We start from the raw sequence: 26,432 nt of genomic DNA on the forward strand, positions 1-26,432 counted from the left end.
CACGGATCTGGTCGCGGTTCGGTGGGATCGAGGCGGTGGTCATGATGAGGTCGCGTTGGTCGGACCGCACTCGGCGGCAAGTGCTGTGGTCATCCTGGGTCGTTGTCGCCCTGCTGATGCTGGATGTTGTGTCTGGACCCTGGTACGGCGTCGCGGTGGCGGCCAGTGCGTTGATGCTGTGCGCGGTTCCACGCGCACTTCCGAAGGTCCCGCGGACGGGTTCCCGCGCAGATCTGCTGGCGATCGCCGTGCTGTACGTCGCGATCGTCGCGCTGATGCGCTTGGCGTTCGTCGGGTTCACCACGGACCACGTGGCGGGGTTGTTCCTGTGCTTCGCGGCGGCCTTGCTCATCGGCGTGCTCGGGCCGATCTATGTCACCGTCTGGCGTCGAGGTGCCCCGCTCGCCGACCTGGGTCTCCGACTCGGCGACTGGCGAGCGACCGGGCTCCTGGCACTGCTCTTCGCGGGCGTCCAGTTCAGCCTCACCCTGTGGGGATACGACCTGCCCGCGCCTGTCGACTGGGTCCCGCTGCTGGTCATGGCCCTGGTCGTGGGGGTCTTCGAGACGATCTTCTTCCGTGGGTTCATCCAGACCAGGCTGGAGGCGGCTTTCGGCCCGGTCGGGGGAATCGGCGGAGCGGCCGTCCTGTACGGCCTCTACCACGTCGGCTACGGCATGGGCGGCAGCGAGCTCGTCTTCCTCTCCGGACTGGGCATCGTCTACGCCGTGGCGTTCGCCCAGACCCGCAGCGCACTGGTCCTCTGGCCACTGCTCACCCCGGTCGGCTCCTTCTTCAACGCCGTCGACTCCGGGGACATCGACCTGCCCTGGGCCTCGATCGCCGGGTTCGCTGACGTGCTGGCCGTCATGGCACTGGGGGTCTGGGTGGTGCGGCGCCACCAGCGCAGGCACTCCACGAGCCATGGCTCGCCCCCCATGCTGGTGCAGCACTGACGGCGAGCGGCCGGGGCGCCTATCCCCTGAGGTTCCCGGCGAACCGACGCTCACGAGGCCGCGGTTCGGCCACGATGATCGGGCCGTCGAAGGTCGCAGGGTTCGGCGACTCGAGCCGTCGGGCAGTGGCGATGGCGGCTGTGAGCAGGTGGTAGAGCCTGTCGTCGGTGTCGGGCCTCCCGGCCTCGGCGATCCCCCGCACCGCGCACGTCATCAGCTGCGGCGCCGTGCGCGTATGGAACTGCTTCGCGGTCACCGGCACACCCTTGACGAACCGGCGAGCCCACGCGGTTGCTTGCGGCACGTCGGCCATCGCCCGGCGAATCTCGTCGACGCTGTTGACCGCGCTCGGACCGAGGATGGTCGTCATCTCCTCGCAGCGCAGCAGGCCCACGGCGAGCACACGCTGCAACGGCTCGGGCGCATCCGGGACCACCTCCACCGCGACCCCCGCGCTCAGCGCGACCTCCCAGGAAAGCCCGCCGCCGTGGACGCCGATGACGGACGGGACGTGCGGCGCCAGTCGGCTGCGGCCCGCATCGCTGGTGTAGTCGTTCACCATTCGTGCGAGATGAGCCAGCAGCGGGTGAGTGCACTTCGGCTCGTCGCTCCAGGGCTCCCCTGCCAGCACCGACGCCATCTCCATGAAGCACGCGCCGCGGCGCGGGTTGCGGTGCTTGCCACGAGAGAGCACCGGAATGCCGCCGGGCGAGCTGTTTCGAGCCATGTCATCGCCTCCACGACCAGCATTCGCCCCAGTCGCCCGGTCCGCAAGGGGTGCGCCGGCATCCGAAGCCGCATCACCCCACGGATGACCCGCGGCGGGCGGCACCGGAACCCGAGGGAGTCACAGCCAGGGAGAGACCAGCTCCGTCAGCTTCGGCGTCAGCGCCATCATCAAGAGGGGCCCGAAGGTGATCCGTTGGACGCCGGCCGCCTTCAGCTCCTCGAAGGAGCCGGACATCGAACCGTCCACCGGGTGCGCGGTGACGTTGACCGGCCCGGAGAGCTCCGCGAGCAGCGTGCGGAGCGTCGCGTTGTCCGGCACCCGCACCGGATACACGCACCGGGCGCCAGCCTCCTCACAGGCTCGGAGCCGACGTACGGCCTCAGCCGCCGGGTCGTCGAAGGTGACGTACTTGCCCAGGAACGCGTCCGTCCGAGCGTTGATGACCAGCTCGACCCCCGCCGCGTCGGCAGCGCTGCGGATGGCGCCGATGTAGTCGGCGTGCTCCTGCACGTCGCGCAACCGCCCCTGACTGTGCACGGTGTCCTCGACGTTGATGCCCACGGCGCCCGCCTCGAGCACGCGCTCGACGAGCTCGGCCGCCGGGGTGTCGTAGCCGGACTCGACGTCCGCCGTCACCGGTACGTCGACGGCGGCGGTGATGCGACGGATGCCGTCGAGGGCGTCCTCGAGGGTCATCCCCTCGTTGTCCTCCTGCCCGCGGGAGTCGGCCAGCGGGTGGCTGCCGACGCTGAGTGCAGGGAAACCGGCTTCGACCACGGCTCGCGCCGACCACGCGTCCCAGACGGTCGGCAGCACCAGGGTCCGCCCGGTGTGGTGAAGTCGCAGGAGCTCACTCGCCTTGGCAGTCACGTCGGTCATGACCTGCAGCATGACAGACCGGCCACCCCGACCGAAGGGCTCGTTCCTGCGCGGAAGCGCGTCGCCGAGGCGATGACGCACCTCCGGGGGCGTGATGCGACCCGCGCAAGTCACCCGGTCACAGCGGAGTTGTCGATTCGCCTGAGCCGGGACCCGCACCGTGGCTAGCCTGCGGCTGCTTGTCTTTCGAGGGTAGGAGAACGTGTGTCGGCTCGTCTCGGGAAGCCGTTCACCATCGCAGCCGTGATCGGTGTCCTCGTGGCTGCGCTGGCCACCATGCCGTCAGCCGGCGCCGAGACCTCACGATGGCCCGGATACCAGACGATCTGGACGGGGAAGCTGCCGGACATCAGCGGCAACCGCATGCGGATCGTCGTCGACCGGCAAGGACAGGCAACAGCGGCCTGGGAGGCGTCATCAGCGGACGGCGGGCGGTCGCTCTGGACTGCGCGTCGTGCCTCCACCGGCACATGGATCGCTTCCGAGCAGGTCGCGACGTTCCCAACCGGGCCCGCGAGCTTCGACCTCGCGCTCGATGACTCGGGCACCGCGGCGCTCGCCTGGAGGGACACGACCGGTGAATCCCGGATTCGTGCGACGGTTCGCGATCGGTCGGGCGGGTGGGCTCCACCGGTCGATCTGGGCTCAGGCAGCGAGCCTCGTTTCGCTCAAGCGGAAGGCGGCGAGTCGGTTCTCGTCTGGGAGACCTCCGAAAGCCTCGTCGTACGGCGTCTCGACCCCGTCACCGGCAACTGGACCGCTTTCCCGTCCCTCGCGCTCTCGCCCTTGAGCAGCGAGGTGTCGGTGACCGGCGACCCCGACTCTGGTCGCGGTCTGGTCGCTTCCTGGCGAGAGGGCTACACATCCGGCGGAACGGTCCGGGTGGCTCGCCTCGGCGCGAACGGCTGGGCGACACTCGGCGAGTCCTCACTCGTGGAAGGCTCGACATGGGCACGCGTCGGCGTCGACCCCACCGGGCGCATCATCGCTGGGGGTGAGCGCGCCTACAACACCGGCGAAGCTGGCACGCTGGTGACAGTCGGGCCGGACGGCGTCGACAACGTCCTGTTCGAGCTTCCCGGCAATGACACCACCATCGTGGACATGTCCCCGACCGGTGAGATCGTGGCCGCGTGGCACGAGGATCGCACCGTCTACACGGCAGAGTACGTCGCGGGCCGCTGGAGTAGTCCGCGGCGTGCACACAGCGCCACGCTCGGCTCGACGTCTGTCTACGGGATGCGGATCCACTCCCTGACCGACGGTCGCTGGCTCGTCAGCTGGCATCAGTCGAGCGACTCCAGCGCGGAGGAGGGGACCTGGACCTCCCTTCGTGGCGTCGATGGAACGTGGCGCGAGGAGTACGCCGGGAGCACCTGCTTCGTCGCCGACGCGGTCGCCGCGGCTCCCCGAGGAAGCCTCGACATCATCGGCGGGTGCACCGACTCCGTGGTCGGACGTCGACTCGATGTCGAGGGTCCGACCGCGCGGATGCTCGGCAGCACGCTGCTGCCGACGTACGCCCCCAGCGTGTTCGCGACCGGGCTCGACCATGTCGGCGGGGTCGGTGCGGCGAGCTTCGAGTTCGCCTCGAGGTCTGTGAGCTGGAGCGGCGGTCCGTGGACCGGCTGGTCATCGATCGGCTCCGACACCGTGCACACCGACGGGATCAGCGGCATCTGGCACTCGAGCGAGAAGCCCGGTCGCACTTACTGCACCCGCGTGCGCGCGGTCGACTCCGGGGGCAACGTCGGGGAGTGGTCGAGCAATCAGACCTGCTACTCGGCGGCGATCGATGACCGGCAGATGCGGCGCAGCCGCGGATGGCGGGAAGGACGTCACGACTACTGGCAGCACACCTTCCTGACGACGTCGCGGAAGGGCGCCACGCTCCGACTCCCGGGCGTGCATGCGCGGAGGTTCGCCCTTCTGGCCGACGCGACGCCCGGAGGCGGACGGGTCGAGGTCTGGTTCGGCGGGCGACTGCTCAAGCGGGTCACGCTGCGCAGCAGCACCAGCTCCAACGAGTATCGGAACGTGCTCCTCGGCGTCCTGCCGACCGCACGCACCGCGACACTCGTCATCAGGATCGTCTCCAAGGGCAAGCCGGTGCGGATCGACGGCATTCACGCGACACCGCTGTGAGCTGCAACCCGCACTCGGCACCGCCCTTCTCATGGGCGGACGCATCGATCTCTTCGGTGACAGGATCGAGCTCCTCCGGTGGTTCGGCTTCGAGCTGAAGGTCATTCCGCTGGTCGACATCGCCCGCGCCGACGTCGGACGTCGCGGCCTCTCCTTCCGACTTGACGACGACGTCGAGCGACTGCACGGCACCGGTGTGCACCTTGCCGGCACGATCCACATCCAGCCGGTGGCGACGTGGCTCTCCCGCGCCGGGCTCGTGGCCGAACGGCGGCGCTACTCCTTGCTGTGGTTCGCGACGCGCAGCTTGGTGCTGGGTTTCGGCGCTGCCATCGTCGTCGTCACCCTGCTCGCCCTGCTGGGACGCGCACTCGGCTGGGTGACCCTCGCCCAGGTGACGGCTCCACGCCCGCAGACGGCGTTCGTCTACTCACCTGACAAGTGGTCGTTGATCGTTGCGGTGGTCGCGGCGGCCGCGGGTGTGCTGTCCCTGACGTCGGCCAAGGTAGGCGGACTGTCCGGAGTCTTCATCTCCGTGACGACCGTCCCGGCCCCTGGCAACGTCGCGCTCGGCCTCGCGTTCGGCGTCGGCCACGAGATCTGGGGGAGCCTCGCTCAACTGGTGGTCAACGTCGTCGGCATGGCTGTCGCCGGCTGGGTCACCCTCGCCTTCCAGCAAACCGTGTGGAGCCGCATGTCCCTCCGCCGGGCACGATTCTCGCGCCGCCTCAACCCGCGCAGCTAGCGCAGCCGGCAGGAAGGTGGGACTGCCCTGCCCCCGGGCCGGGACGGAGTCGTTCAGTCGGCCTGCACGTCGACGACGTGCCCGAACTCGCTGAGGATCGCAGCGATGCGAGAGCTCTCGTTCCGAATGGCGACGTCCGGGCCCGCGGTGCCCGGCAGCGGCTCCCCCGGGGCGAGGATGCCGAGCCTCTCCAGCGTGGGGCCCCACCAATCGATGTCGTTGGCGATCGGCGTGCCCGGCGCCGGGAGACCAGCAGCGCGCGCCTGGTCGAGGCGGGCGCGCAGGGCCGGATGGGCACCATCGACGTGACGCGTCAGGAGCAGCCGTGCGGCGTCGATGTCGTCCTTGTACGCCGACCACTCGATGCATGAGAACACCGACATGGCGCCGAGGTCGTAGTCGCTCGCCAGGCGAGCGGGCGACGCGAACGTCTCGAGCAGCGGAAGCACGTCGGTCCCGATGAAGGCAGGCAGGTCGTCGAGACGCCGGCTGCCGGCCCCGTCGCCGTACAGGACGACGCTCGGCGGCAGCGTCCCCGAGCTGTGGACGAGCGGACCGGTCCGCCACGTCAGGTTGGGGTTGCGTGCGCGCCACCGACCGAAGCCAGGGTCGAGCACCTGGACACGCAGGTGCGCCCATGCCCCGATCTCGCGTCGCGAATAGGTCGATGACTGGAAGTGCAGCTCCAGCTGCGCGGTCCCTCGAGTCCATCGCAGAGCCTGTTTGGACCGGATCACCGTTGCGCCCTCGTAGATCTCGGCCAGCCAGGTCAGGGCAACGTGGATGGCGTCGCGGGGAGCGACGTCGGGATCGATGATCGGGGGCCTCGGGTCCACCGGAGAAGTGTTGCGTCGCGCCGTCCCCGGCCGCAGCCGAATGCGGCCCACGACGGGGGTTCGAGGTCACCCACGAGCCCAGGGACGTGGTCGCCCCGCCACAGGCACGGCATGTCCCGGGACGCGGGTGGGTACACCTTTACTTTCGGTTCGTCGTCGTGTCGCGAAGGAGCGTGCCGTGCTGATCGACCACATCTTTCCCAGTCGGCGGCACCGTCGCGCCGCCCTGAGCCTCGCCCTCGCGGCCTCCGTGTCGCTCTCCGCCCCACTGCTCGTCGGTCAGGCTGTCGAGGCGGTCCATGCCGCTGACGCCGTCGCCCCCGGGGCGCCGGGCACACCGTCGACCTGGAACGAGGGCGACAAGGACGGCTTCGGGACGGCCAGGGGCACCGCGAGCAAGGTCTGGTACACGCTCAACGACGGCATGCTGACCGACGTCTACTACCCACGTATCGACACACCGAGCATCCGGGACAGTCAGTTCGTCGTGACGGACGGCGCGACGTTCACCGACCGCGAGGACCGGGACTCGACCCACCGGGTCGTGCTGCTCGACAACCGCAGCCTGACGTACCAGCTGGTCAACACGGCCCGGTCCGGAGCGTGGCGGCTGACCAAGACGTTCGTGACCGACCCGGCACGCTCGACCGTGATGGAGCAGGTGCGCTTCGAGTCGCTCACCGGGAAGCCCTACCAGCTCTACCTCCTGCACGACCCGGCGCTGTCGATGACCGGAGACGACGACACCGGTCGCAGCACGAAGGACGGCGCGCTCCTCTCGACGGACGGCACGACGAGCAGCGCGGTCGTCGTACGCCCCGCCCTCGGCAAGACCTCCAGCGGCTATCTCGGGACCTCCGACGGATGGACCGACCTCGCCTCCGACCACGACCTCGACGGGCACTACACGGCGTCGACCCCCGGCAACGTCGTGCAGACCGGTCGGGTCATCGTCAACGGACTGCAGAACCACCAGGACCTCACGGTGGCCATCGGCTTCGGGTCCGATGAGTCGACGGCCCTGTCGACCGCCCAGACGAGCCTCGCCCAGGGCTTCGCAGCCACGAGGGCGGCGTACGCCGCGGGCTGGGCCGACTACCTCTCGCACCTGACACAGACGCCGGCCAGCGCCGCCGGCTGGCAGACCGAGTGGAACGTGTCTGCGATGGTGCTGGCGGCCAGCGAGGACAAGACGGTCCGAGGCGGCTTCGTGGCGGCTCCTGCCCGACCGTGGGCATGGGCGAACTCCTTGCAGAGTCTCGCCGTCTACCACGCGGTGTGGTCACGAGACCTCTACCAGATCGCCACCGGGCTGCTCGCGGTCGGCGACAAGCCTGCGGCGGGGCGGGCGCTGGACTTCCTGTGGAACGTCCAGCAGCGTCCCGACGGCTCGTTCCCCCAGAACAGCAGGCTGGACGGCACCCCTGTGTTCGGCGATCTCCAGCTGGACGAGGTCGCCTTCCCGATCGTGCTGGCCCACGAGCTGGGTCGCACCGGCGCCAGCGACTGGGGCCACATCAAGCTCTCAGCGGACTTCATCGTGGGGCACGGCCCCCAGACCCCGCAGGAGCGGTGGGAGAACGCCAAGGGCTGGTCGCCGGCCACGATCGCGGCTGAGATCGCCGGGTTGGTGTGCGCGGCGGACGTCGCGCGGGCGAACGGGGATCCCGGGCGGGCGGCGACGTACGAGGCGACGGCCGACGAGTGGCAACGCAAGGTCCAGGGCTGGACGGCGACCAGCACCGGGCCGTACAGCCCGAGCCCGTACTACCTGCGGATCACGGCGACCGGGCAGCCGGACTCCGGCACGAAGATGCAGGTCTCGGACGGCGGGCCGCTGATCGACGAGCGCTACGTCGTCGACCCGAGCTTCCTCGACCTGGTGCGGCTGGGTGTGAAGAGAGCCGATGATCCGGTCATCACCAACTCACTGTCGGTCGTGGACCGTCAGCTGTCCTACACGACGGCGAACGGGCGCTTCTGGCACCGGGCGAGCTTCGACGGCTACGGCGAGAAGCGCGACGGCACCCAGTGGGAGGTCACCGACCCGGGCTCGAACATCACGGTGGGCCGCGGATGGCCGCTCCTCGGCGGAGAGCGCGGCGAGTATGCACTCACCGCAGGAGATCGACCCTCCGCGCAGGAGCTGCTCGACACGATGGGTCGCGCCGCTGCCGACGACAGCCACCTCATGGCCGAGCAGGTCTGGGACCTCAACCCGCCCGCCGGGCAGCCGGGTTTCACACCGGGCGAGCCCACCTTCTCCGCCACCCCGCTGGCATGGACGCACGCGCAGTTCCTGCGGCTCGCGGCCAACGTGGCGGCCGGGCGCGACCTGGAGACACCGCAGATCGTCGCCTGCCGCTACAACAGCGAGGCCTGTGTCCGCTGACCGCTCCCGTGTCACGGCTGGCCGTCACTCGGCTGGCCGTCACCCGGTCAGGGTGCGGTCTCCGCAGGCGGTTGCAGCTTCTCCTCGAAGAAGGCCAGGACCCGGTCCACACCCGCTTGCTGGCGGTGCTCGGTCAGAGTCGCGTGTTTGCGCCCGGGGAACTCCACCGCGATGAAGCCGTCACCGAGCTCGCGACGCAGAGTGTCGAACCTCGTGCCGACAGCCGGGTCGTTCTCGTAGCGCAGTCCGAGGACCTGGCAGCCTGCGTCGACCTTGGCCTTCACGGACTCCAGGTCGCGGCGGCTGAGGCCGAGGTCTGCTCGTCGGGCCCTGCCCACGGGGGCGGGCGAGGCCGGCTGGGCGAGCACCGGGGCCGCCACCGGCGCATCGGCGAGCATCGCAAGCGCGTAGCCGCCGGTCAGGCACATGCCGACAGCACCGACGCCGGGTCCTCCCAGCTCCCGGTGCAGCTCACCTGCCAGCGACCGCAGCCAGGTCGCGACCGGGGTGGTGCGCCCCAGGGCGAACATCGTGAACTCCCGGCTGACGCACACGGCCGCGATGCTTCGCACGATCTCGAGCGCCGTGGCCTCGGCCCCGGGTCGGCCGAAGAGCGACGGCATCACCACCGTGAATCCCCGGGCCACGACGTCCTCGGCGAACTCGAGCACCGCCGGCGTGATGCCAGGGATCTCGTGGATCACGATCACCCCGGGCCCGCCCCCCTTGCGGTACGTCGCGTGAGAGACGCCGTCGTACGTGTGGGTGCCGAGGGTCCAGGACTCGAGCGAGCTCATGGTGATGGCCGCCGCTGCGGTCGCCCTCAGGACCGCTGGACAGTGCTCGTGGCGCTCAAGCCGGCCGCTGCGCTGTACGGGTTGTCTGCGGTCCAGTCAGGTACGTACAGCTCGCCGTCGAGCACGACGCGAACCACGTTGCCCGACTGGTAGGTCGTCGACATGCGATCACCCGTGCTGGGGTCACGCTCGGAGGAGGAGACCGCTGGGCCACCGTCGCGGACGACCGTGAGCTCGACGTGCACGGTCTCGGTGAGCTCGACGGTGTGGGAGAGGTCGAAGTTCGGGTCTGCACAGCCCGGGGTGCGCTCCACGGTCACCCCGACCGGCCAGGTCGCGGCGAGGCTGCCCCTGGTGAGCTTCGAGTCGACGGTGACGCTGCCCTCCGGCAGGGGCTCCGATCCGTTGTAGGTGACATTGACCAGCTCGTCGGAGGCGGTGTCGCAGCCCACCCACCCGCCGGTCAGGGTGGCCGATGCGTCGAGGGACGGAAGCCCGTCTGCCCGGTAGGCCAGGATGTCGTAGCCACTGATGTCCAAGCCCGTTGCGGCGATCAGCTCGACCGTGGGCAAGGCCGCCGTCGGATCCTCCGGGCCGTTGAGCGACGCGCTGACCTGTCGGTCCTTGTAGGTGAAGCTGGGAGGGGCCGCTGAGGAAGCGGCGGCCGTCACCGCGACAGCGGCAACCGTGGTGAGTGCGATCAGTGCAGCCGACCGAGTCCGCATATCGTCTCCCGAGACGTTGTCGACGGTCGCGGCGCCAGTGCCTTCTGTCTCAGACCGCCGTCGTCCCGGGACGATAACCACGGGGCTCGACTAAGCGGAAGGCCCGCCAGCGGATATCCCTCAAATGCGACACCAGGCATCGCCTCGGCTAGGAGTAGCGGTGACTCTTCGACGCGTGGCCGTGCTCGCGCGTGCACGTGCGCCCGTTCATCGAACGGTGCCCGCACAGCGCGTCGGTGGGCGAAGCCGGAGCAGCCGTGCTGGCTGGCTCGGCCTTCGCCGGCCGGACCGCCGGCCTGACCACTGGCTTTGCCGACGTCGAGGCGCCGGCCGAAGCAGCTGACCTCTCGCGAAACCGCGCCTCCCGCATCGCCCGCACTGCTGCTTCTTTGCTCATCGTGTGATCACCCGACGAACTGTAGGCGTGCGTGCCGACACTTTCGTTGAGGCGCGTAGCCGACAGCCGCCGCTTCTGAATCCGACAGCACCGCCGCCCGTGACCGCGACCCGCCACGGCGGTGCTCGTCGCTGCCTGAGTTAGCCTTGCCGCGATGAACAAGCCGGATCTCGGGAACCGCTACGGCAGCCCGAACATCGCGATGAAGATCATGTGGTCACTGGTCGCGCTGGCCATGATCGCCCTCGGTGCGATCTGGACGTTCACAGCCTCGGGCACCCCCCAGGCGTTCGGTCCGATCGTGGCAGGTCTGGGCGTCGCCCTCGGCTACGTCGTGCTCATCCAGAAGCGACACTGATCGGTTCCGGACCCGTACGGGGACCAGGCGCCGGTCAGGCTCGGTGCATGCTGTGACGATGGATGAGCTCGACCTCCAGTCCGCCGCGACCATCTGGGCCGAGTACGTCGGCGAGCATCCGGAGCACGCAGACGAAGCGATGCCACCGGTCGACCGGTTCGGCGACTCCGCGGACATGGCCGATGAGCTGCTCGGACTCGTCCTTCGGGGACCGAAGCGGGCGACGGTGGCTGCGGTGGCTGAGTTTCGAGCCGAAGGGCAGCCGCTACCTCGCATCGGCGACCACTGGATCGTGGCGGACGGCGCAGGGCGACCCCGAGTGATCCTGCGCAGCACGGAGCTGCGCATCGGCCCTCTGAGCAGCGTGGACGACGAGTTCGCCTGGGACGAGGGCGAAGGGGACCGGACGCGGGAGTGGTGGGTCGATGCCCATCTCCGGTACTTCAAGCGCTCACCAGCGCTGCTGGGCACCACCGTCGATGAGCAGCTCGAGCTCGTCTTCGAGCGCTTCGAGGTGGCGTGGCCGCCCGTTCAGGTGTAAAGGTCGAGCTGGGTACGAGCCAGTTACTCAGTGGAGGCGCAGGCCGCACCTGACGCATCCGTGAAGGACTGACGATGTTCGAGCAGCAGCGTCCCGACGGCGACCTCGACCCGGCGTACGAGGTCCTCACCAACGAGGTCCCTCGCCGCGGGCACCGGCGTACGACCTGGCTCACCGTGGCGGCAGCCGGGATCCTGGCCGCGACCGCGTTCACCGTGACCCATCACGGAGGCCACCGGACGCAGCCCGCCTCAGCGCCGGCACCCAGCGTCACCGTCGTGGGTCCGACCGGCGCGCTGATCCTCGTCGGTGCGGACGGACGGCGCCGGCTGATGCCGAACGTGAAGCTGACCGCGCCCATCGCCCTGTCCCCGGACGGGAGGAAGGTCGCCTACGTCGGCATCGGTGCGGGCGGAGACGAAGGCCTGTGGGTCGCCGACTCCGACGGCAGCAACGCCGGGCAGTTGCCCCTGTGCCGTCGCTGCGTCCCCGGATGGGGTCTCGACTGGTCACACGACGGCACCCGACTGGCGTTCATGACCTCCAGGCCCGGTGAGCCGACGTGGCAGATCCGCGTGCGCATCCTGGCGACGGGCTCCGAGCTCGAGTTCGAGAGGCGCGGTGTGCTGAGCGACGTCGCGTTCTCCGCCGACGACGACCGTCTGGCCTTCGTCGTCGTCGGAAGCCACAGACCGGTGGTCGCCACGATGGACATCGGTCAGGGACTGTCGTCGCTGCACACGGTGAGCCCGCCCCACCGCGCGATCCAGACACCGGCGTGGAGCGCGGACGGCACGGCCATCTACTACACGGCGAGCGACGCGAAGCCGTACGCGAGGTGGGACGGCGACTCCCCGCTCGACCTCCTCCGGGTCAGCGACGTGTACGCGCTCGACCTCGGCACGGGACGCGAGCGATCGATCACCCACGCTGCGACCGGGGAGCGGTACTACACCGTCCACCGGTACGGGACCCGCCTGCTGACGATCCATTCGATCCACAACGGCGACACGGCCACCGGCTGGCTGAGCCCGGACGGAAGCAGCTTCGAACCCCTGCTGGACGCCCGCGGTCAGCTCGTCGCGGGCGCGTCGGCAGAACCGCTCGCAGGTGTCGATGGCACAGGGAGGTGAGGCCGCGAGCAGGTCGCCCCGTCGACACCCGCAGCCGCGCGCACGTGACAGGTCGAACCTCGGGAGGAAACATGTCAATGGTCGTTGCGCTGCACGAGATCGGCTCCGTGCAGGTCAGGGATGGGCGGACCTGTCATGTCGCTGCGTGATGACAGGTACGTCGGAGTCCCGATGCCCTTGGCCGATGGCCTCCCTGCCGAGGCGAAGCCGTTGTACGACGAGCTCGCCAGGCTGTTCCGGGGCCACTCGGGTGGCATCGATTCGCTCATGTACAACTGGGGCACCATCTGCTCGCTGCTCGCCTCCGGGGCAGCCGGTGTCGTCGCCACCGTGGAACCGCTCATCGCCTCGGTCCTCGCCGCACTGGCCGCCTTCTTCATCGCGGCGACGCGGGTCTTGTCGTTCGACGGGCGCTGGCGGTGGCACCTCCAGCGCAGGGCGAGGTACGCCAGCATCATCTACCGGCTCAATCGGGGGCAGCTGTCGTCTGAGCTCGAACAGCGCGACCTGATCCGACACCTCTACGCCGAGCTGGAGGAGGAGCGGATGCGGGACGGGCTTCTGCCCGGCTCGGGCGGTTCCGTCGAGACCCCGGCTCGTCCCGCGACATCGATCGCGGCGGAAGCCTAGGGGCATCCACCGTCGGCAAGACCGCTCGAGAGCCGAGCCGTCGGCGACGCGACACGGTCGAGGCGAGCGGCCACGATCGTCCGGAAGGTCGCCGGCTCGTCCATCCAGGGGAAGTGACCGGCCTGCTCCTGGACGACCAGCTCGCCGCAGCGGAAGAGGGCGGCGACGGCCACCATCGCACCCACCGGGTTCCCGACGTCGACGCTGCCGGCAAGGACGAGCACGGGGATGTCGAGCTCCGCGAGCGCTGCTCTCGTGCGGGGCGGATCGAAGGCGCCCTCGCTCTCGAACATCCGGGCCGCCTCGACATCGCGCTCGGCCTCCATCCGGGCGTCGTACGCGGCGACCTCCTCGTCCCAGCGTCCGTAGCTGAACGGCGCGAGCATCGCCCAGTCGGCCGCGCCTGCTTCACCGGCCTGGATGCGGGCGAGGGCTGCCGAGGCGGCCGGATACCAGGGCTCGCCCTCCCGTGAGCGCGCGACCTCGGACCGCGCCTCGTCGCTGATCTCGATCGCGAGCGCTCGCGTGCTCGGCGTCACCAGGATCAACCGGTCGACTCGTTCGGGATACCGCTCGGCGTAGCGGTAGACGACGTTCGCGCCCGCGGAGTGGCCCAGGAGAGCGAGTCGTTCCGCGCCCAGGTGGACACGGAGAGCCTCGATGTCCTCGACGACGCGGTCGCAGCGGAAGGAGGTCGCGTCCGCCGGTGAGTCCGACGCACCGCTTCCGCGGTGGTCGAGAAGGATCAGCTCGGCGTGGGCATCGAGACCGCCGAGGTCACCGAGGTAGTCGGCTGACAGCAGGGGGCCGCCCGGGACGCAGACGAGCGGAGCGCCCGTTCCTACGCGACGGTAGGACAGCCGGGTGCCGTCGGGAGCGAAGAGGTGCATGGCATGACGCCTTCCTGGAGGTCGGGCGCTGCCAGGAAGGCGTCGAGCTCAGGTCGAACGACGCGCCACCGTGGACTGGAGCACCCAGCAGACGGAAACGAAAATGGTGCTCACCTCCTACGGTCGTCGCGGCGAAGGGGACAGTACCGCACGACCAGTCCACGCGCTCGCGAGATTTCCGCACGCCAACCCGCCAGGAGGATCGGGATCGGGCAGACGCGTCGGTCCGGCGCTCGCTGGCGAGTTCGAGTTGTCGGATCGGCCGCAGCCGAGGTGCGATCCTCGCGGGAACGACAGCGCCCACGGCAGCAATGCTGCCGTGGGCGCAGGGGTGAAGGGGCTCAGAGCGCGGTCGGCTCAACCCACCGTCCGGCGTTGTCGAAGATGAAGTCGTCCTGGTACTTGCCGAGCTTGACGAGCGCGATGATGAAGTCGACGAGCGGCCAGATGCCGAACGTCGCCCACCACCCGATCAGGAGCTTGAAGAGGCCGAGCCCGACCTGGCCGCGCATGAAGCGGTCGACGCCGAGGCTGCCGAAGAAGAAGCACAGCAGGACGAAGACGACCTTGTTGACCCGACGGGTCGGAACGGTGACGGTAGTGGTCACGGATGTTCAACCTTTCTGACTGTTGTCGAGGATGGCCCTGTCGGCGATGCCCGCAGAGGCGGGTTCAGCAGACGACCATCCAGGGATGCCGGGAGCCACGGCACGAGCTTCGGCCGGCTCTTTACTTGCGGACCCTCGCAGACGCCTTCGACCGCGTCGCGCACTTCGCATGTAGAGAGGACCAACGTCCCCGGCCAGCCGTGTGCCCGCCGACCGTCGTTCGGCGGGCCTTCGACATGGAGGACGCTCGACGTCCACCGCCATCCGGAAACGGCCCTCCGCGCGGGCATCGGTGCTCCAGTATTGCGATCGTGGGGAGGTCAAGGGTCTCGGTGGCGTGGGCACGACTGCGCCGGGATCGCTGATCTGATGGAGAGCGCTCCGGTGACCTTGCCGGCCACCCTCAGCCTGCGCAGCGCGGAGTACGTCGTGGACGGCCTTCGCCACGCCGGGGCCGGGTCTCAGGTGCTCATCCAAGGAATCCTCGAGTCCGGCCACGGCACGTAGGTCGTGGTTTGCGACGTCGCTGCACCGTCTCGCGACCGACCCGCCGGTCACCCACCGGTCACGAAGGTGATTGAGTCCCGGGTGCGGGCGAGCCGATCGACCATCTGGCTCGACACGTCCACCTCGTGCCACGTCTCGACGATGACCGACGCCCCGCGCACGTCCATGACCCAGAAGTCGATGACGACCGGTCGCACCGGCTCGTACGTGATGCCGTGGCCGCCGTACGGCGTCTGCGCCACCCGGTACACATCGGCGCAGCGGTTCTTGATCCGCAGCTGCACGTGCACGGCCGGACGACCCAGCATCTGCACCGGGCCGGGCGACTGGAGGACCGTGCTCTGCGGGAGCTCGGTGAGCTGATCCCCGAGCAACGCGGGTGTGTCGGCCAGGTTCGTGTTCAGCGCGCTCAGGAGGCAGCCGGTCCCGGCCGACAGCCCTTGCGGCACGTAGACGGCTACGCCGCCACTGCCGGCCCCGCCGAGCGTGTCGTACAGCACCGGATAGTCGTCGGCCCCCCAGCTCGCGTCGTCGAACGTGACGTCGGCGTGGATCTCGGCGCCCGTGCCGTCGACGCCGACGAGCATCCGATAGGTGCCCGGCGCGAGCGTGCCGCCCCCGGTGTCCTCGTAGGTCTTCGGGGTCGCCGCACGGGATGGCGTGGTCGGCTCGGCCGTGCCCCCGGAACCGATCCTCGCGACGCCGTACGCACCCAGCCCGACGAGCACCGCCACGGCGGCGGCGACGCCGACCCGTGCCGCCGTACGCCGGCGACGGCGGGCCCTGCCTCCCCTGATGAGCGACTCGACATCGGGTGCGGGTGCGTGCTGTCGGTCGGCCTCGCGTCCGAGCTCAGCCCGAAGATGCTGGTCGAGGTTCATGACTCGCTCACCGCCTCTCCGATGCCCGACGCGGTCAAGGCCCGCCGAAGGGCCCCGATCGCGGCCGACGACTGAGACTTCACCGTCCCGGGCGCGCACCGGAGGACGTCCGCGATCTGCGCCTCGGTCAGGTCCTCGTAGTAGCGCAGCACGATCACCGCGCGCTGCCGCGCCGGGAGCGCGCAGACAAGCGGCCACATCAGTCGCCGGTCGAGGACGGGCTCCTCGACGGAGTCGCCGATCGCCTCGGGCAGCTCATCGGTCGGCCGCTCACCGAACGAGGCGCGTCGCCGGCTCGAGACCAGTGCGTTGGCGAGCATCCGGCGTACGTAGGCCTCGGCGTGTTCCATCCGACCGATCCGCGACCAGTTCACGTACGCCTTCTCCAGGGCGGTCTGCAACAGGTCTTCCGCGCCGGTCGGGGACGCCGCGAGCAGGTAAGCCAGCCGGTAGAGCGACGCCCAGCGGACGGTGACGAACTCTCGGAAGTCCTCGTCGGTATCCATCGCCCACCTCCTGTGCCTCCTCATACCTGTAACGCGGTGACGGGCCGATCCGGTTCGTCGAAATCTGGCGACCACGACGCCACCAGGCACCCGGACCGGCGACCCTCGCTGGACCACCGGCGTGCTGGATGAAATCCCTCGCAACCACTATCCCGCTGATACGCGATCTGCGCCGGTTCGGCGGCAGTCGTGCTTGGATCGGCCCGTGACCGACCTCGTGCCCGGCGCCGACGCCGAGACCTCGCGCACCCGGCGCCTGCCGTGGTCGATCGTGGTGCCGTTCGCGCTCGCCGCGGTCTACCTCGCGTGGCGGTTGCGCGCGGAGGCCACCATCGCGTGCGACGTCGGCGTCAACGCCGGCTCCGCGATGATGGGTCTCACCCTGGCGACGCCCTTCCTCGTCCTCGGCTGCGTCGTGGTCGGCGGCGTCTGGCGGCACGTGCTGCCGGTCGGTACGGCGCTACTCGCGGTGCTCGCCTCCTACGCCGTCGTGGTCGCCGTGACGCTCCAGGTGACGGCCCCTTCACCGGACTACCCGGACGGCGGCGTTGTCGCGTGTGCGGGCGGACACCCGTCCTGGTGGCCGGGCTGGCTGCCCGGCTGATCGGCCGGGGCCCGACCGCAACCGAGTCCCGAGCTCGGCGCCTGAACGACGAGGCGGGCTACTCCGCCAGGCCGGACCTCGTCCACCGCGGGACCGGTCCGGGATCACCGAGGTCGGAGCCGACCGGGCTCTGCGACACCTCCTGTGCGATCGCAGTGCCCCACTCGAAGTACGCCATCAGCGCATCCCGGGTCTGCGGCTCGCCTGGCAACACCTCATCGATCGCCTGCGCCATCAGCTCGAGCCAACGCGTCCGGTGCTCGTCGCGGATGCCCAGGCCGAGATGGCTCCGCAGCAGCCGCTGGTGACCACCGTGGAGCTCGGTGAACTCCGGAGGGCCGCCGAACACCTCGGCCAGCCACACGGCGACGAGCTCGACGTGGCTCGGCGTGAAGGTGGCGAAGACCGGGGCCAGCACCTCGTCCGCCAGGACATGCTCGTAGAAGGTCTGACTGAGCCTGCGCAACCCGTCGGTGCCACCGACGGCGTCGTACAGCGAGGTCCCCGAGTCCATGCCTGCATCGTCGCAGACCGTCGGCGTGCGGATCTGCCGCGAGGACGCAGTCGCTCATGCCGATGTTCGCGAGTGTGGCGAGGTCGGGCTCCCACGGGCCGCGGGCCGGATAGTGTCGATCCGTGGCGGCTGAACTCGACCCTGTGCTGCACAACCGATCCGCGTGGGACTCCCAGGCCGACGAGGGCAACGAGTGGACGGTGCCCGTCTCGTCGGACGTGGTCGAGCGCGCCCGCCACGGCGAGTGGTCGGTGGTGCTGATCGGTTACGAGCCGGTGGACCGACACTGGTTTCCCGTTGAGATGACAGGCGTTCGCGTCCTGGCTCTCGCGGCCGGGGGCGGGCAGCAGGGTCCGGTGCTGGCGGCGACCGGCGCCGTGGTCACCGTCTTCGACAACTCACCCCGGCAGCTGGAGCGCGACGAGGAGGTGGCCGCCCGCGACAAGCTGACGCTGCGTACGGTGCTGGGCGACATGCGGGATCTGAGCGTGTTCGAGGACGCCAGCTTCGACCTGATCCTGCATCCGGTGTCCAACGTGTTCTGCCCCGACCTCGCGCCGGTCTGGACGGAGTGCTTCCGGGTGCTGCGACCCGGTGGTGCCCTGCTGGCGGGGTTCATCAATCCCGACACCTACATCTTCGACGCCGAGGCGTTGGATGCGCGGGGCGAGTTCGTCGTCCGGCACGCCCTTCCGTACTCCGACCTGACCCATCTCACGGCGACCGAGCGCGAGCGGGCCTTCGGTCCCCATGCGCCGCTGGAATACAGCCATTCGATGGCCGACCAGCTCGGTGGTCAGCTCGCCGCAGGGTTCGTCATCACCGGGTTCGCCGAGGCGCGTCACCAAGCCAGTCCGACGTCGCAGTACATGCCTGGCTACTTCGCGACGCGCGCGGTCAAGCCCGCCTGACCGCGGCACGACGCCCGGATCGTGCTGGACCCGGCTGCCCCTGCCGCGTGTCAGGCTGATGTCCGTGGGCGCTCAGGAGGAAGTCATCGAGGCGGCCCGCCAGCGGGCATCTGCACTCGTGGCGGGCGACGCCGAGCGACTCGCAGCTCTCCTGCACGAGCAGTTCAGGTGGACCACGCACGCGGGCGAGACCTACGACAGAGCGGAGTACGTCCGCCGGAACACCGAGGGGCGGGTCTGGCGCTCGCAGGACCTGAGCGACGTCGAGGTCGTCGTCGTCGGCGACACAGCCGTCCTGCTCGCCGACGTGGTTGACGTGGTGCTCTCAACGGACGGCCGGGCCGAGTCGTTCCGCATGCCGATGACGCAGGTCTGGGTGCGGGTGGCGACCCACTGGACGTGCCTCGCCGGTCACGCAGGGCCACGACGGGACTGACGGACCGGACGGGCCGCGTGGTCGCCGAGTCGCGACTTCAACGCTCGGGACGTCGGCGTACGACAGGTGGCGAGCGTTCACCGCCCCTGCGCCCCGGCGGCAAGCACCTTGCGCAGTGCCCCCGCCAGGACCTCGGCCTCGCGGGCGCTGAGATGGTCGGCGAACTCGCGTCGCACCACGGCGACGTACGTGGGCGCTGCCTTTCGCAGCGCCGTCCGGCCGGCGGAGTTAGGGCGGCGAACGCCGATCGACCGTCCTCCGGGTTCGGCTCGCGCGTCACCAGCCCGGCCCGCGTCAGCTCGTCGACGACCCGGCTGACCCGGGTGCGGCTCACGGCGGCGACCGAGCCGAGCTGGCCCATGGTGAGCCGCCCGTCCGGCGCGCCGTTCAGTTCGAGCAGGACGTCGTACCACGTCAGCGGCAGACCGTGGGCCTCCTGCAGCTCGCGGTCCACGCGCGGCACCAGCGCGGCGTGGACTTTGAGCAACGCACCCCAGGTGTCGGACAGGTCCGTCGGCATGACCGCAGGATACCAAGACTTGTGCGTGCGCACACACCTTGATAGAACTATGTGCCTACGCACACAACTTCCGAAAGGCACGACCATGACCACCCTGCTGCACATCTCCGCCTCGCCCCGCGGCCAGCGCTCCGAGTCGCTCGCCATCGCGACGACGTTCCTCGACGAGCTGCGCGCGACCCATCCCGACGTCACCGTCGAGCACTGGGACCTCTGGGACGGCACCCTCCCCGAGTTCGGGCCGCCCGCCGCTGCGGCCAAGATGGCGATCTTCGGTGGCGCCGACCCCGAGGGCGACGAGGCCGTCGCATGGCGGGCCGCGCGCGACGCGTTCGAGCGCTTCGACTCCGCGGACTACTACCTCTTCACCGTGCCGATGTGGAACGCCTCGGTGCCCTACATCCTCAAGCAGCTCATCGACGTCATCAGCCAGCCCGGCATGATCTTCGGATTCGACCCCGCCACGGGCTACACCGGCCTGCTCCAGAACAAGCGAGTGGCTGTCATCTACACCGGCGCCGTTTACGGCCCCGACCGTGGCCCGGGGTTCGGCAACGACTTCCAGCAGCCGTACTTCGAGGACTGGCTGCGCTGGGCCGGCATCGACGACATCCACAGCATCACGTTCCGCCCCAACCTGGCGACCGCGGACCCCGAGCCCGGTCGTCGCGACGCACACGCCCGGGCCGCCACGATCGCTCGTCAGTTCCTGGCCCCGGCCGAGCCCGCTGCGCTGGCGGGATAGGCAGGCGGGCGGCGTCGTCGAGGCCGACCGCGGGCAGCTGGTCGAGATCGTGAGCCGCGTGCGTGACGGGCGACTGCGGCCCACCATCGGAGCCACGGCATCCCTCGACGATGCCATCGCAACCTCCAACTCCAGGGAGCGTGTCAGGGGGAAGACGATCGTCAGCGTCCGAGCGTGACCGCGCCCGATGTCCGAGCAGTCGGCAGGTGACTATCGTCGGCACGTGAGGATCCGTCGACCGCGGCATCGACACCTGACCCGGCTCCTGTCGCTCACGGCAGGGGCCGCCACCGCCGGGATGGTCGGGGTCGCGCTGGTGTCACCGTGGCCGGCGGCGATGGTGATCCGTGCGCTGTTCGAACGCGATGCGAAGAGGACGTGCGCCGAGATGGCGAGGCACGTGCCCACCGGCGGGTTGGCCGAGACGCTCGACATCGCGTACGGCGACGAGGGCGCCCGCACCCGCCTCGACGTGTTCTCGCCGGAGCCAGCGGACGGGGCGTTGCCGACTGTCGTGTGGATCCACGGGGGCGCCTGGATCTCCGGCGACAAGGTCGACGTGCGCCCCTACGTCCGGAGGCTGGCGCACGAGGGCTTCACCACGATCGCGGTGTCCTACCCGCTCGCGCCCGAGCGCACCTACCCAGCGTCGGTGACCAGCTTGAACGCTGCCCTCGGCCACGTCCTCGAGCACGCCGACGAGCTTCGGGTCGATCCGTCACGCATCGTCGTCGCCGGCGACTCCGCGGGCGCGAACCTCACGAGCCAGCTCGCGACCGCGGTCACGAATCGCGGCTATGCCGAGGAGACCGGGCTGCAGCCGGCGCTCACGCCTGCCCAGCTGCGTGGCGTCGTGCTCAACTGCGGGATCTACGACGTGAGCAGCGTTCCGGAGGCGCCCGGCCTGGGCGGCTGGGGCTTCCGCATCGCGCTGTGGGCCTACCTGGGCCGTCGCGTCGGGCGCGGCTCGCCGGGCGGCCAGCTGCTCGCCGCGCACGAGATGTCGACGCTCGAACAGGTCACGGCCGACTTCCCGGCCACCTGGATCTCGGGAGGCAACGGCGATCCCCTCACCACCAGGCAGTCGAAGGCGCTCGCAGCCCGGCTCGAACGGCTCGGCGTCGACTGCACCGCGGTGTTCTACGCGGACGACGTGGAGCCAGCGTTGCCGCACGAGTACCAGTTCCACCTCGACCTCCCCGCGGCGCGCGATGCGTACGGGTCGACGCTCTCGTTCCTGAGGCGAGTGCTGCGGTAGTCGCCGCCAGGGTCCCTCGAGGCGCGGGACCAGGATGCGAACACGCAGATACGTTCGCGACGGCGCCGGCTCGCTGCCCGCGCCTGGTTGCGTCAGGCCGCCTCGGGCTCGAGGGCCGGGGCCTCGTCCCGGTCCCGCGGACGTTCGACGGTGATCACGATGGCCACCGCGGCGACGATGACGAGACCACCGATCACGACGGCGCTCGTCACCGGCTCGGACAGGATCAGCCAGCCGAGGAAGACCGCGACCACCGGGTTCACGTAGGCGTAGGTCGCGACCAGGCCGATCGGCGCGTTGCCGAGGAGCCACACGTAGGCGCTGAACGCGACGACCGAGCCGACGAGGACGAGGTAGCCCCAGGCGATCCACGTGTGGACGCCGTACGACCCCGGGCTGACCGTCTCGCCGCGCAGCAGGCCTGCGCTGATCATCAGCGCGCCGCCCGTCCACATCTCGTGGACGGTGATCACGAAGGAGTTGCGGGGCAGCGTCAGCCGCGGCTGCACCCACGAGCCGAACGCCCAGAAGGAGCTCGCGACCAGCACGAGGGAGGCGCCGAGGAGAGGGACGTCGCCGGCGCCCCGCCCGCCGAGCACGAGCCACGCCAGGCCGACGAAGCCGAGGAGTACGCCGACCACCGACCACCGTCGCGGCCGGTCTCCGGAGAGGAACCGGTAGAGGGTGACCCAGATCGGCACGGCGGCGACCAGCAGTGCGGCGACGCCACTCGGTGCACCGTGGTCCTCACCGACCGCGACCAGGCCGTTGCCGAGGAAGGGCAGCATGAGACCCAGCAGCGCCGAGCCCGCCAGCTCGGCGCGGGTGACCCGGAGGTCGACGCCGCGGAGCTTGAGGATGACGGCGAGGACGGCACTGGCGAGCAGGAAGCGGCTGCCCATGCCGACGAGTGGCGGCATCTCCTTCACGACGACCCGGATCGCGAGGTAGGTCGAGCCCCAGACGACGTACACGATCGCGAGAGCGACGACGATCAGTCCCAGCTTCGACCGCATGGCCACCACAGCGTCCTCCTCCTCGTCGCCGATCCTCCCTGGCAGAACGCCCGGCACTCGCGTGGCTATTGCCCCCTGCGGCAGATTGGCCGGTTGTCGACGAGTTTCTGGCAGTTTTCGTCTGCGCGCTGACGTGGCTCCGGACGCACGCTCAGCGCGCGTCCGGAGCCACGTCAGGAGTCACGTCAGCCTCGCGCCGATACCGGCGGCTCGACACCCAGCTCGCGCAGGGAGGACGCGTACCGCTCGACGTTGCCCAGCTTGACCGACTCGTAGCCGCGCACCATGTCGGGGAGCTCGGCGAGCTGAACGGCCCGGTCGTACGACGCCTGGTCGAAGCCGGCGCCGAAGGACGCGGCCAGGTCGGCGACCATCGTGCGGTAGTGGTCGCGCAGGTCGCGCTCGACCTTGCGGAGGTGGGCGTAGCCGAAGACGTCGGCGCGGGTGCCGCGAAGGGCCTTCATCCGGGCCAGCGCCCGGAGCGATCCGTGCGAGCGGGGCCCGAAGGAGATCTTCTTCTTGCGGCCCATCGCCCGCAGCACCGGCGGGTGGAGCTTGAACGAGACCGTGCCGCCCGGGAACGACTCACCGGCGGAGGAGAGGAACTCCTGGTCGGTGAGGAGTCGGGCGACCTCGTACTCGTCCTTGTAGGCCGTCAGCTTGAACAGGTGGCGGGCGACGGCCTCGCTGAACCGGGTCTCGCTGGTCACGGCGCGCTCAGCGGCCGCGACCCGCGAGACGAGCTCGACGTAGGAGTCGGCCAGCTTCTCGTCCTGGTAGCCGACGAGGTCGGTGGCGCGCTTGGCGACCAGGCGCAGCACCTCCCCCTCGAGGCCGGAGGACGCGACGGACGCGGGGACGGGCAGCTCGCGGACCGGGGACGCCGGCGCGGAGGCCGTCCCGGCCGCGGCGAAGGCCACGGGGTCCGCGACCGCCACGCGGCCCCAGCGGAAGGCGGCGACGTTGGCCGCGACGGCGGTGCCGTTGATCCCGATGGCCTCCTCGATGGCGGCCGCCGGCAGGCGCAGGGCGCCGGTCTGGTGGGCCGCGCCGACGAGCAGGAAGTTCGCGGCGACGGTGTTGCCGAAGATGCGGTCAGCAGCCTCGAGCGCGTCGAAGTCGAACATCTCGGCGCTCACCGTGCGGACCCGCTCCAGCAGGTCGGCCTCGTCGGGGTGGACGACCGTCGGGTCGTAGACCATCGCGCCGGTGGGCGTGCGGCTGGTCGACAGCACCGTCCGGGTCGAGGCGGCGCTGCCGTAGGACAGGTTGCGGTCCTCGGCGAGGGTGAGGAGGTCGAACCCGAGGAAGCAGTCCGCAGAGCCCGGCGTGAGCCGGTTGGCGGGCTCGAGGTCACCGGCGGCGAACCGCAGGTGCCCGGTGACGGGTCCCGCCTTCTGGCTGAGACCGGTCTGGTCGAGCGACTCGACGGCGTACCCGGCCCGCAGCGCCGCGGTCGCGAGCACCTGGTTGACCGTCACGATGCCGGTGCCGCCGATGCCGACCATGAAGACGTTCTGGGTGTCGGTCACCGTCTCGTCGGCCGCGCTGGGCGCGACGGACGGCGGGGTCGGGAAGCCCGCCCGCTTGCCGCCCTTCTGGCGCTGCGACTTGGCACGGGTAGGACGCTTGCGCGGCGCCGTCTCCACGGTCACGAACGACGGGCAGTCGCCGTCGAGGCAGCTGTAGTCGGTGTTGCACGAGGTCTGCTCGATGCGGGTCTTGCGGCCGTACTCGGTCTCGACCGGCTGGACCGAGAGGCAGTTGCTCTTCGCACCGCAGTCGCCGCAGCCCTCGCAGACCGCCTCGTTGATGAGCACGCGCTGGGTGCGGGCGGGAAGGCCGCCGCGCTTGCGCTGGCGCCGGGCGTCTGCGGCGCAGTGCTGGTCATAGATCAGCACGGTCACACCGGGGACGTCGCGCAGCATCCGCTGGGCCTCGTCGAGGCGGTCGCGGTCCCAGAGCAGGGTGCCCGGCGCGAGGTCGCGACGGCGGTGCCGGCTCGGGTCCTCGGCGCAGACGACGATCTGCTTGACGCCCTCGGTGCGCAGCTTGTGGGTCAGCTGCGGCACCGTGAGGGCGCCCTCGGCGTCCTGGGCGCCGGTCATGGCGACGACCTCGTTGTAGAGCAGCTTGTAGGTGATGTTCACGCCGGCGGCGATGCAGGCCTGGACCGCGAGCTGCCCGGAGTGGAAGAAGGTGCCGTCGCCGACGTTCTGGAAGATGTGCCCGGCGTCGGTGAACCACGCCTGGCCGATCCACTGCGCACCCTCACCGCCCATCTGGGTGACGCCGGTGACGGCGCTGTCCTCGCGGTCGGAGATGGTCACCATGACGTGGCAGCCGATGCCGCCGCCGCCCATCGAGCCCTCGGGGATCGCCGTGGACCGGTTGTGCGGGCAGCCGCTGCAGAAGTACGCCCCCCGGCTGGTCGACAGCAGCGGGAGCGGCGTGCGCTTCGCCGCCGGCGGCGTGATCGTCACGACGTCCTGCAGCAGGTGCCGCATCGGAGCGAGCAGTCGGCCGGAGGTGAGCTCGCCGTTGGCCGGGACGAGGGTGCGGCCGTCGGCGTCGCGCTTGCCGAGGATCTGCGGCGCGTTCGCGGTGCCGTACAGGATCTCGCGGACCTGGGTCTCGACGAACGAGGTCTTGTCCTCGATCACGACGACCCGGTCCAGACCCTCGGCGAAGCGGCGGATGGTGTCGGGAGCGACCGGGCTCATCAGACCGAGCCGCAGGACCCGGATCCCGGCGGCGGCCAGGGCCTCGTCGGTCACGCCGAGGTCGGCCATCGCCTGCCGCATGGAGTCGAAGCAGCTGCCGGAGGCCAGGAAGCCGACGGTGGCGTTCGGGGGGTCGACCTCGACGACGTCGAGCGCGTTCGCGGCGGCGTACGCCCGGACGAGCTCGGTCCGAGGACCGACGAGGTCGGCCTCGGCGCTGACGATGGCGTCCGGCCGGACGACCATCGGGCGCTGCTGGTAGGAGTACGGAGCACCCTCCCACTCGATGGGGGGGACGACCGGGTCCACGTCGGCCGCGGAGGAGTCGACGACCCACGCGCCGTCGGCGACGTCGGCGACGATCTTGAGCGCGACGACGCAGCCCGACGTACGGGACAGCTCGATGGCGTGCAGGCCGAGCGTGACGATCTCGGCCGCGTTGCGGGGGAAGAGGACGGGGATGCCGAGCGCGGCGAGCGACCGCTCGCTGACCGCCGGCACGGTCGAGGACTTCGACGCCGGGTCGTCGCCGACGAGGAGCACGGCGCCGCCGCGGGCGTTGACGCCGTACATGTTGGCGTGCCGCAGCGCGTCGGTGGCGCGGTCCACGCCGGGTCCCTTGCCGTACCAGAAGCCGGTGACGCCGTCGTGGGTGCCGGTGCCCAGGGGCAGCTCGATCTGGCTGCCCCAGACCGCCGTCGCCGCGAGCTCCTCGTTGAGACCGGGGACGAAACGGATGTCGTTCTCGTCGAGGACGTCGCGCATGTCGCCGAGCATCTTGTCGAGGCCCCCGAGCGGGCTGCCCTGGTAGCCGGAGACGAACGACGCCGTACGCAGGCCGCGGCGCCGGTCGAGCGCACGGTGCTCGACGAGCAGGCGCGCGATCGCCTGGACGCCGGTCAGCAGGACGGGCGGGGCCGCGTGGCGGAAACGGTCGTCGAGGTCGTAGGGCGTGCGGCTCTCGGGAGCTGCTTCGGCGGTGGGCCGGTCGGCGGTGACGGTCATCGGCTGGCTCTCCTGGCGCGGGGGGTGCGGCGACACGAGCATGC

At 70.3% G+C, this 26,432-nt stretch carries 27 protein-coding genes and 1 pseudogene; 15 read left to right on the top strand and 13 right to left on the bottom strand.

The window, feature by feature from the left end; translation table 11 throughout:
- Positions 1 to 128: 128 nt before the first annotated feature.
- Positions 129 to 956, top strand: coding sequence for a CPBP family intramembrane glutamic endopeptidase (locus tag ABD205_RS03250; protein WP_344042358.1), 828 nt, complete (start codon positions 129 to 131; stop codon positions 954 to 956).
- Between the two features lie 19 nt (positions 957 to 975).
- Here ABD205_RS03250 and ABD205_RS03255 read toward each other — a convergent pair whose 3' ends face one another.
- Together ABD205_RS03255 and ABD205_RS03260 are read right to left on the bottom strand one after the other, a co-directional pair.
- Positions 976 to 1,683, bottom strand: coding sequence for a hypothetical protein (locus ABD205_RS03255; protein WP_344042360.1), 708 nt, complete (start codon positions 1,681 to 1,683; stop codon positions 976 to 978).
- A 120-nt stretch (positions 1,684 to 1,803) separates the two neighbouring features.
- Positions 1,804 to 2,565, bottom strand: a complete 762-nt coding sequence (locus tag ABD205_RS03260; protein WP_344042362.1) for an isocitrate lyase/PEP mutase family protein — start codon at positions 2,563 to 2,565, stop codon at positions 1,804 to 1,806.
- A gap of 882 nt (positions 2,566 to 3,447) precedes the next feature.
- Between ABD205_RS03260 and ABD205_RS03265 the strand changes: the two genes are divergently transcribed.
- Together ABD205_RS03265 and ABD205_RS03270 are read left to right on the top strand one after the other, a co-directional pair.
- Positions 3,448 to 4,710: a hypothetical protein gene (locus tag ABD205_RS03265; RefSeq protein WP_344042364.1), complete on the top strand. Its 1,263-nt coding sequence runs from the start codon at positions 3,448 to 3,450 to the stop codon at positions 4,708 to 4,710.
- Between the two features lie 31 nt (positions 4,711 to 4,741).
- Entirely contained in the window at positions 4,742 to 5,455 is a 714-nt protein-coding gene (locus ABD205_RS03270; RefSeq protein ID WP_344042366.1) for a DUF389 domain-containing protein, read from the top strand.
- Positions 5,456 to 5,508: 53 nt separating this feature from the next.
- Here the strand turns inward: ABD205_RS03270 and ABD205_RS03275 are convergent, their stop codons facing one another.
- A complete protein-coding gene (locus ABD205_RS03275) occupies positions 5,509 to 6,291 on the bottom strand; it encodes a hypothetical protein (protein ID WP_344042368.1) in 783 nt (260 codons plus the stop codon).
- Positions 6,292 to 6,469: 178 nt separating this feature from the next.
- On the opposite strand from ABD205_RS03275, the gene ABD205_RS03280 reads away from it, so the two are divergent.
- Complete coding sequence (locus ABD205_RS03280; protein WP_344042370.1) at positions 6,470 to 8,683, top strand: glycoside hydrolase family 15 protein; 2,214 nt, start codon at positions 6,470 to 6,472, stop codon at positions 8,681 to 8,683.
- Positions 8,684 to 8,730: 47 nt separating this feature from the next.
- Here ABD205_RS03280 and ABD205_RS03285 read toward each other — a convergent pair whose 3' ends face one another.
- On the bottom strand, positions 8,731 to 9,480 hold the full coding sequence (locus ABD205_RS03285) for a dienelactone hydrolase family protein (protein WP_344042372.1): 750 nt from the start codon (positions 9,478 to 9,480) through the stop codon (positions 8,731 to 8,733).
- A gap of 26 nt (positions 9,481 to 9,506) precedes the next feature.
- Positions 9,507 to 10,151: a hypothetical protein gene (locus ABD205_RS03290; protein ID WP_344042374.1), complete on the bottom strand. Its 645-nt coding sequence runs from the start codon at positions 10,149 to 10,151 to the stop codon at positions 9,507 to 9,509.
- A gap of 251 nt (positions 10,152 to 10,402) precedes the next feature.
- On the opposite strand from ABD205_RS03290, the gene ABD205_RS03295 reads away from it, so the two are divergent.
- The 5 genes from ABD205_RS03295 to ABD205_RS03315 all read left to right on the top strand — a co-directional run bounded on the left by ABD205_RS03295 (position 10,403) and on the right by ABD205_RS03315 (position 13,264).
- Positions 10,403 to 10,609 carry a hypothetical protein gene (locus ABD205_RS03295; RefSeq protein WP_344042376.1) on the top strand — a complete coding sequence of 69 codons (207 nt, stop codon included), beginning with the start codon at positions 10,403 to 10,405 and terminating at the stop codon, positions 10,607 to 10,609.
- Positions 10,610 to 10,756: 147 nt separating this feature from the next.
- A complete protein-coding gene (locus ABD205_RS03300) occupies positions 10,757 to 10,960 on the top strand; it encodes a hypothetical protein (RefSeq protein WP_344042378.1) in 204 nt (67 codons plus the stop codon).
- A 58-nt stretch (positions 10,961 to 11,018) separates the two neighbouring features.
- The gene (locus ABD205_RS03305; RefSeq protein ID WP_344042380.1) at positions 11,019 to 11,501 is read left to right on the top strand and encodes an ASCH domain-containing protein; all 483 of its coding nucleotides are present in this window, start codon (positions 11,019 to 11,021) and stop codon (positions 11,499 to 11,501) included.
- Positions 11,502 to 11,575: 74 nt separating this feature from the next.
- Complete coding sequence (locus ABD205_RS03310) at positions 11,576 to 12,634, top strand: TolB family protein (RefSeq protein ID WP_344042382.1); 1,059 nt, start codon at positions 11,576 to 11,578, stop codon at positions 12,632 to 12,634.
- 171 nt (positions 12,635 to 12,805) lie between these two features.
- Positions 12,806 to 13,264, top strand: a complete 459-nt coding sequence (locus ABD205_RS03315; RefSeq protein WP_344042384.1) for a hypothetical protein — start codon at positions 12,806 to 12,808, stop codon at positions 13,262 to 13,264.
- Here the strand turns inward: ABD205_RS03315 and ABD205_RS03320 are convergent.
- Together ABD205_RS03320 and ABD205_RS03325 are read right to left on the bottom strand one after the other, a co-directional pair.
- The gene (locus tag ABD205_RS03320; RefSeq protein WP_344042386.1) at positions 13,261 to 14,154 is read right to left on the bottom strand and encodes an alpha/beta fold hydrolase; all 894 of its coding nucleotides are present in this window, start codon (positions 14,152 to 14,154) and stop codon (positions 13,261 to 13,263) included. The two genes, ABD205_RS03315 and ABD205_RS03320, sit on opposite strands and share 4 nt — an antisense overlap.
- 341 nt (positions 14,155 to 14,495) lie before the next feature.
- Positions 14,496 to 14,762 carry a TM2 domain-containing protein gene (locus ABD205_RS03325; RefSeq protein ID WP_344042388.1) on the bottom strand — a complete coding sequence of 89 codons (267 nt, stop codon included), beginning with the start codon at positions 14,760 to 14,762 and terminating at the stop codon, positions 14,496 to 14,498.
- A 369-nt stretch (positions 14,763 to 15,131) separates the two neighbouring features.
- Here ABD205_RS03325 and ABD205_RS03330 point away from each other — a divergent pair, with 369 nt between their 5' ends.
- Positions 15,132 to 15,269: a hypothetical protein gene (locus ABD205_RS03330; protein ID WP_344042390.1), complete on the top strand. Its 138-nt coding sequence runs from the start codon at positions 15,132 to 15,134 to the stop codon at positions 15,267 to 15,269.
- 47 nt (positions 15,270 to 15,316) lie between these two features.
- Here the strand turns inward: ABD205_RS03330 and ABD205_RS03335 are convergent, their stop codons facing one another.
- Both ABD205_RS03335 and ABD205_RS03340 read right to left on the bottom strand, forming a co-directional pair.
- Positions 15,317 to 16,150, bottom strand: a complete 834-nt coding sequence (locus tag ABD205_RS03335; protein WP_344042392.1) for a hypothetical protein — start codon at positions 16,148 to 16,150, stop codon at positions 15,317 to 15,319.
- Positions 16,147 to 16,656 carry a SigE family RNA polymerase sigma factor gene (locus ABD205_RS03340; RefSeq protein ID WP_344042394.1) on the bottom strand — a complete coding sequence of 170 codons (510 nt, stop codon included), beginning with the start codon at positions 16,654 to 16,656 and terminating at the stop codon, positions 16,147 to 16,149. The genes ABD205_RS03335 and ABD205_RS03340 overlap by 4 nt, the downstream gene beginning before the upstream one ends.
- A 205-nt stretch (positions 16,657 to 16,861) precedes the next feature.
- On the opposite strand from ABD205_RS03340, the gene ABD205_RS03345 reads away from it, so the two are divergent.
- Positions 16,862 to 17,260, top strand: a complete 399-nt coding sequence (locus ABD205_RS03345) for a hypothetical protein (RefSeq protein ID WP_344042396.1) — start codon at positions 16,862 to 16,864, stop codon at positions 17,258 to 17,260.
- Positions 17,261 to 17,318: 58 nt separating this feature from the next.
- On the opposite strand, the gene ABD205_RS03350 is transcribed toward ABD205_RS03345, so the two are convergent.
- On the bottom strand, positions 17,319 to 17,774 hold the full coding sequence (locus ABD205_RS03350; RefSeq protein ID WP_344042398.1) for a group II truncated hemoglobin: 456 nt from the start codon (positions 17,772 to 17,774) through the stop codon (positions 17,319 to 17,321).
- Positions 17,775 to 17,896: 122 nt separating this feature from the next.
- Between ABD205_RS03350 and ABD205_RS03355 the strand changes: the two genes are divergently transcribed.
- A complete protein-coding gene (locus ABD205_RS03355) occupies positions 17,897 to 18,685 on the top strand; it encodes a class I SAM-dependent methyltransferase (protein WP_344042399.1) in 789 nt (262 codons plus the stop codon).
- A gap of 64 nt (positions 18,686 to 18,749) precedes the next feature.
- Complete coding sequence (locus ABD205_RS03360; RefSeq protein WP_344042401.1) at positions 18,750 to 19,121, top strand: nuclear transport factor 2 family protein; 372 nt, start codon at positions 18,750 to 18,752, stop codon at positions 19,119 to 19,121.
- Positions 19,122 to 19,404: 283 nt separating this feature from the next.
- Here ABD205_RS03360 and ABD205_RS22610 read toward each other — a convergent pair.
- Positions 19,405 to 19,788, bottom strand: a pseudogene (locus ABD205_RS22610) (MarR family winged helix-turn-helix transcriptional regulator); the annotation flags it as partial.
- Between ABD205_RS22610 and ABD205_RS03365 the strand changes: the two are divergent.
- Positions 19,727 to 20,386, top strand: a complete 660-nt coding sequence (locus ABD205_RS03365; protein WP_344042403.1) for an FMN-dependent NADH-azoreductase — start codon at positions 19,727 to 19,729, stop codon at positions 20,384 to 20,386. The pseudogene ABD205_RS22610 and the gene ABD205_RS03365 overlap by 62 nt on opposite strands.
- A gap of 223 nt (positions 20,387 to 20,609) precedes the next feature.
- Positions 20,610 to 21,644 (top strand): alpha/beta hydrolase, encoded by a 1,035-nt coding sequence (locus ABD205_RS03370; RefSeq protein ID WP_344042405.1) that lies wholly within the window; start codon positions 20,610 to 20,612, stop codon positions 21,642 to 21,644.
- 92 nt (positions 21,645 to 21,736) lie between these two features.
- Here the strand turns inward: ABD205_RS03370 and ABD205_RS03375 are convergent, their stop codons facing one another.
- On the bottom strand, positions 21,737 to 22,660 hold the full coding sequence (locus ABD205_RS03375) for an EamA family transporter (protein WP_344044448.1): 924 nt from the start codon (positions 22,658 to 22,660) through the stop codon (positions 21,737 to 21,739).
- Between the two features lie 185 nt (positions 22,661 to 22,845).
- The gene (locus ABD205_RS03380) at positions 22,846 to 26,388 is read right to left on the bottom strand and encodes an indolepyruvate ferredoxin oxidoreductase family protein (RefSeq protein WP_344042407.1); all 3,543 of its coding nucleotides are present in this window, start codon (positions 26,386 to 26,388) and stop codon (positions 22,846 to 22,848) included.
- Between the last annotated feature and the right edge of the window lie 44 nt (positions 26,389 to 26,432).

Source organism: Nocardioides panacihumi (assembly GCF_039530925.1).
Lineage (GTDB): Bacteria > Actinomycetota > Actinomycetes > Propionibacteriales > Nocardioidaceae > Nocardioides > Nocardioides panacihumi.

What these genes read in the sequence shown, in the direction of transcription:
- ABD205_RS03255 (WP_344042360.1), bottom strand. Translation starts at nt 1,683, where the DNA reads ATGGCTCGAAACAGCTCGCCCGGCGGCATTCCGGTGCTCTCTCGTGGC.
- ABD205_RS03335 (WP_344042392.1), bottom strand. Translation starts at nt 16,150, where the DNA reads ATGAACCTCGACCAGCATCTTCGGGCTGAGCTCGGACGCGAGGCCGAC.
- ABD205_RS03305 (WP_344042380.1), top strand. Translation starts at nt 11,019, where the DNA reads ATGGATGAGCTCGACCTCCAGTCCGCCGCGACCATCTGGGCCGAGTAC.
- ABD205_RS03380 (WP_344042407.1), bottom strand. Translation starts at nt 26,388, where the DNA reads ATGACCGTCACCGCCGACCGGCCCACCGCCGAAGCAGCTCCCGAGAGC.
- ABD205_RS03375 (WP_344044448.1), bottom strand. Translation starts at nt 22,660, where the DNA reads ATGCGGTCGAAGCTGGGACTGATCGTCGTCGCTCTCGCGATCGTGTAC.
- ABD205_RS03300 (WP_344042378.1), top strand. Translation starts at nt 10,757, where the DNA reads ATGAACAAGCCGGATCTCGGGAACCGCTACGGCAGCCCGAACATCGCG.
- ABD205_RS03350 (WP_344042398.1), bottom strand. Translation starts at nt 17,774, where the DNA reads ATGGACTCGGGGACCTCGCTGTACGACGCCGTCGGTGGCACCGACGGG.
- ABD205_RS03310 (WP_344042382.1), top strand. Translation starts at nt 11,576, where the DNA reads ATGTTCGAGCAGCAGCGTCCCGACGGCGACCTCGACCCGGCGTACGAG.
- ABD205_RS03270 (WP_344042366.1), top strand. Translation starts at nt 4,742, where the DNA reads ATGGGCGGACGCATCGATCTCTTCGGTGACAGGATCGAGCTCCTCCGG.
- ABD205_RS03330 (WP_344042390.1), top strand. Translation starts at nt 15,132, where the DNA reads ATGGAGAGCGCTCCGGTGACCTTGCCGGCCACCCTCAGCCTGCGCAGC.
- ABD205_RS03315 (WP_344042384.1), top strand. Translation starts at nt 12,806, where the DNA reads ATGCCCTTGGCCGATGGCCTCCCTGCCGAGGCGAAGCCGTTGTACGAC.
- ABD205_RS03260 (WP_344042362.1), bottom strand. Translation starts at nt 2,565, where the DNA reads ATGACCGACGTGACTGCCAAGGCGAGTGAGCTCCTGCGACTTCACCAC.
- ABD205_RS03285 (WP_344042372.1), bottom strand. Translation starts at nt 9,480, where the DNA reads ATGAGCTCGCTCGAGTCCTGGACCCTCGGCACCCACACGTACGACGGC.
- ABD205_RS03340 (WP_344042394.1), bottom strand. Translation starts at nt 16,656, where the DNA reads ATGGATACCGACGAGGACTTCCGAGAGTTCGTCACCGTCCGCTGGGCG.
- ABD205_RS03320 (WP_344042386.1), bottom strand. Translation starts at nt 14,154, where the DNA reads ATGCACCTCTTCGCTCCCGACGGCACCCGGCTGTCCTACCGTCGCGTA.
- ABD205_RS03365 (WP_344042403.1), top strand. Translation starts at nt 19,727, where the DNA reads ATGACCACCCTGCTGCACATCTCCGCCTCGCCCCGCGGCCAGCGCTCC.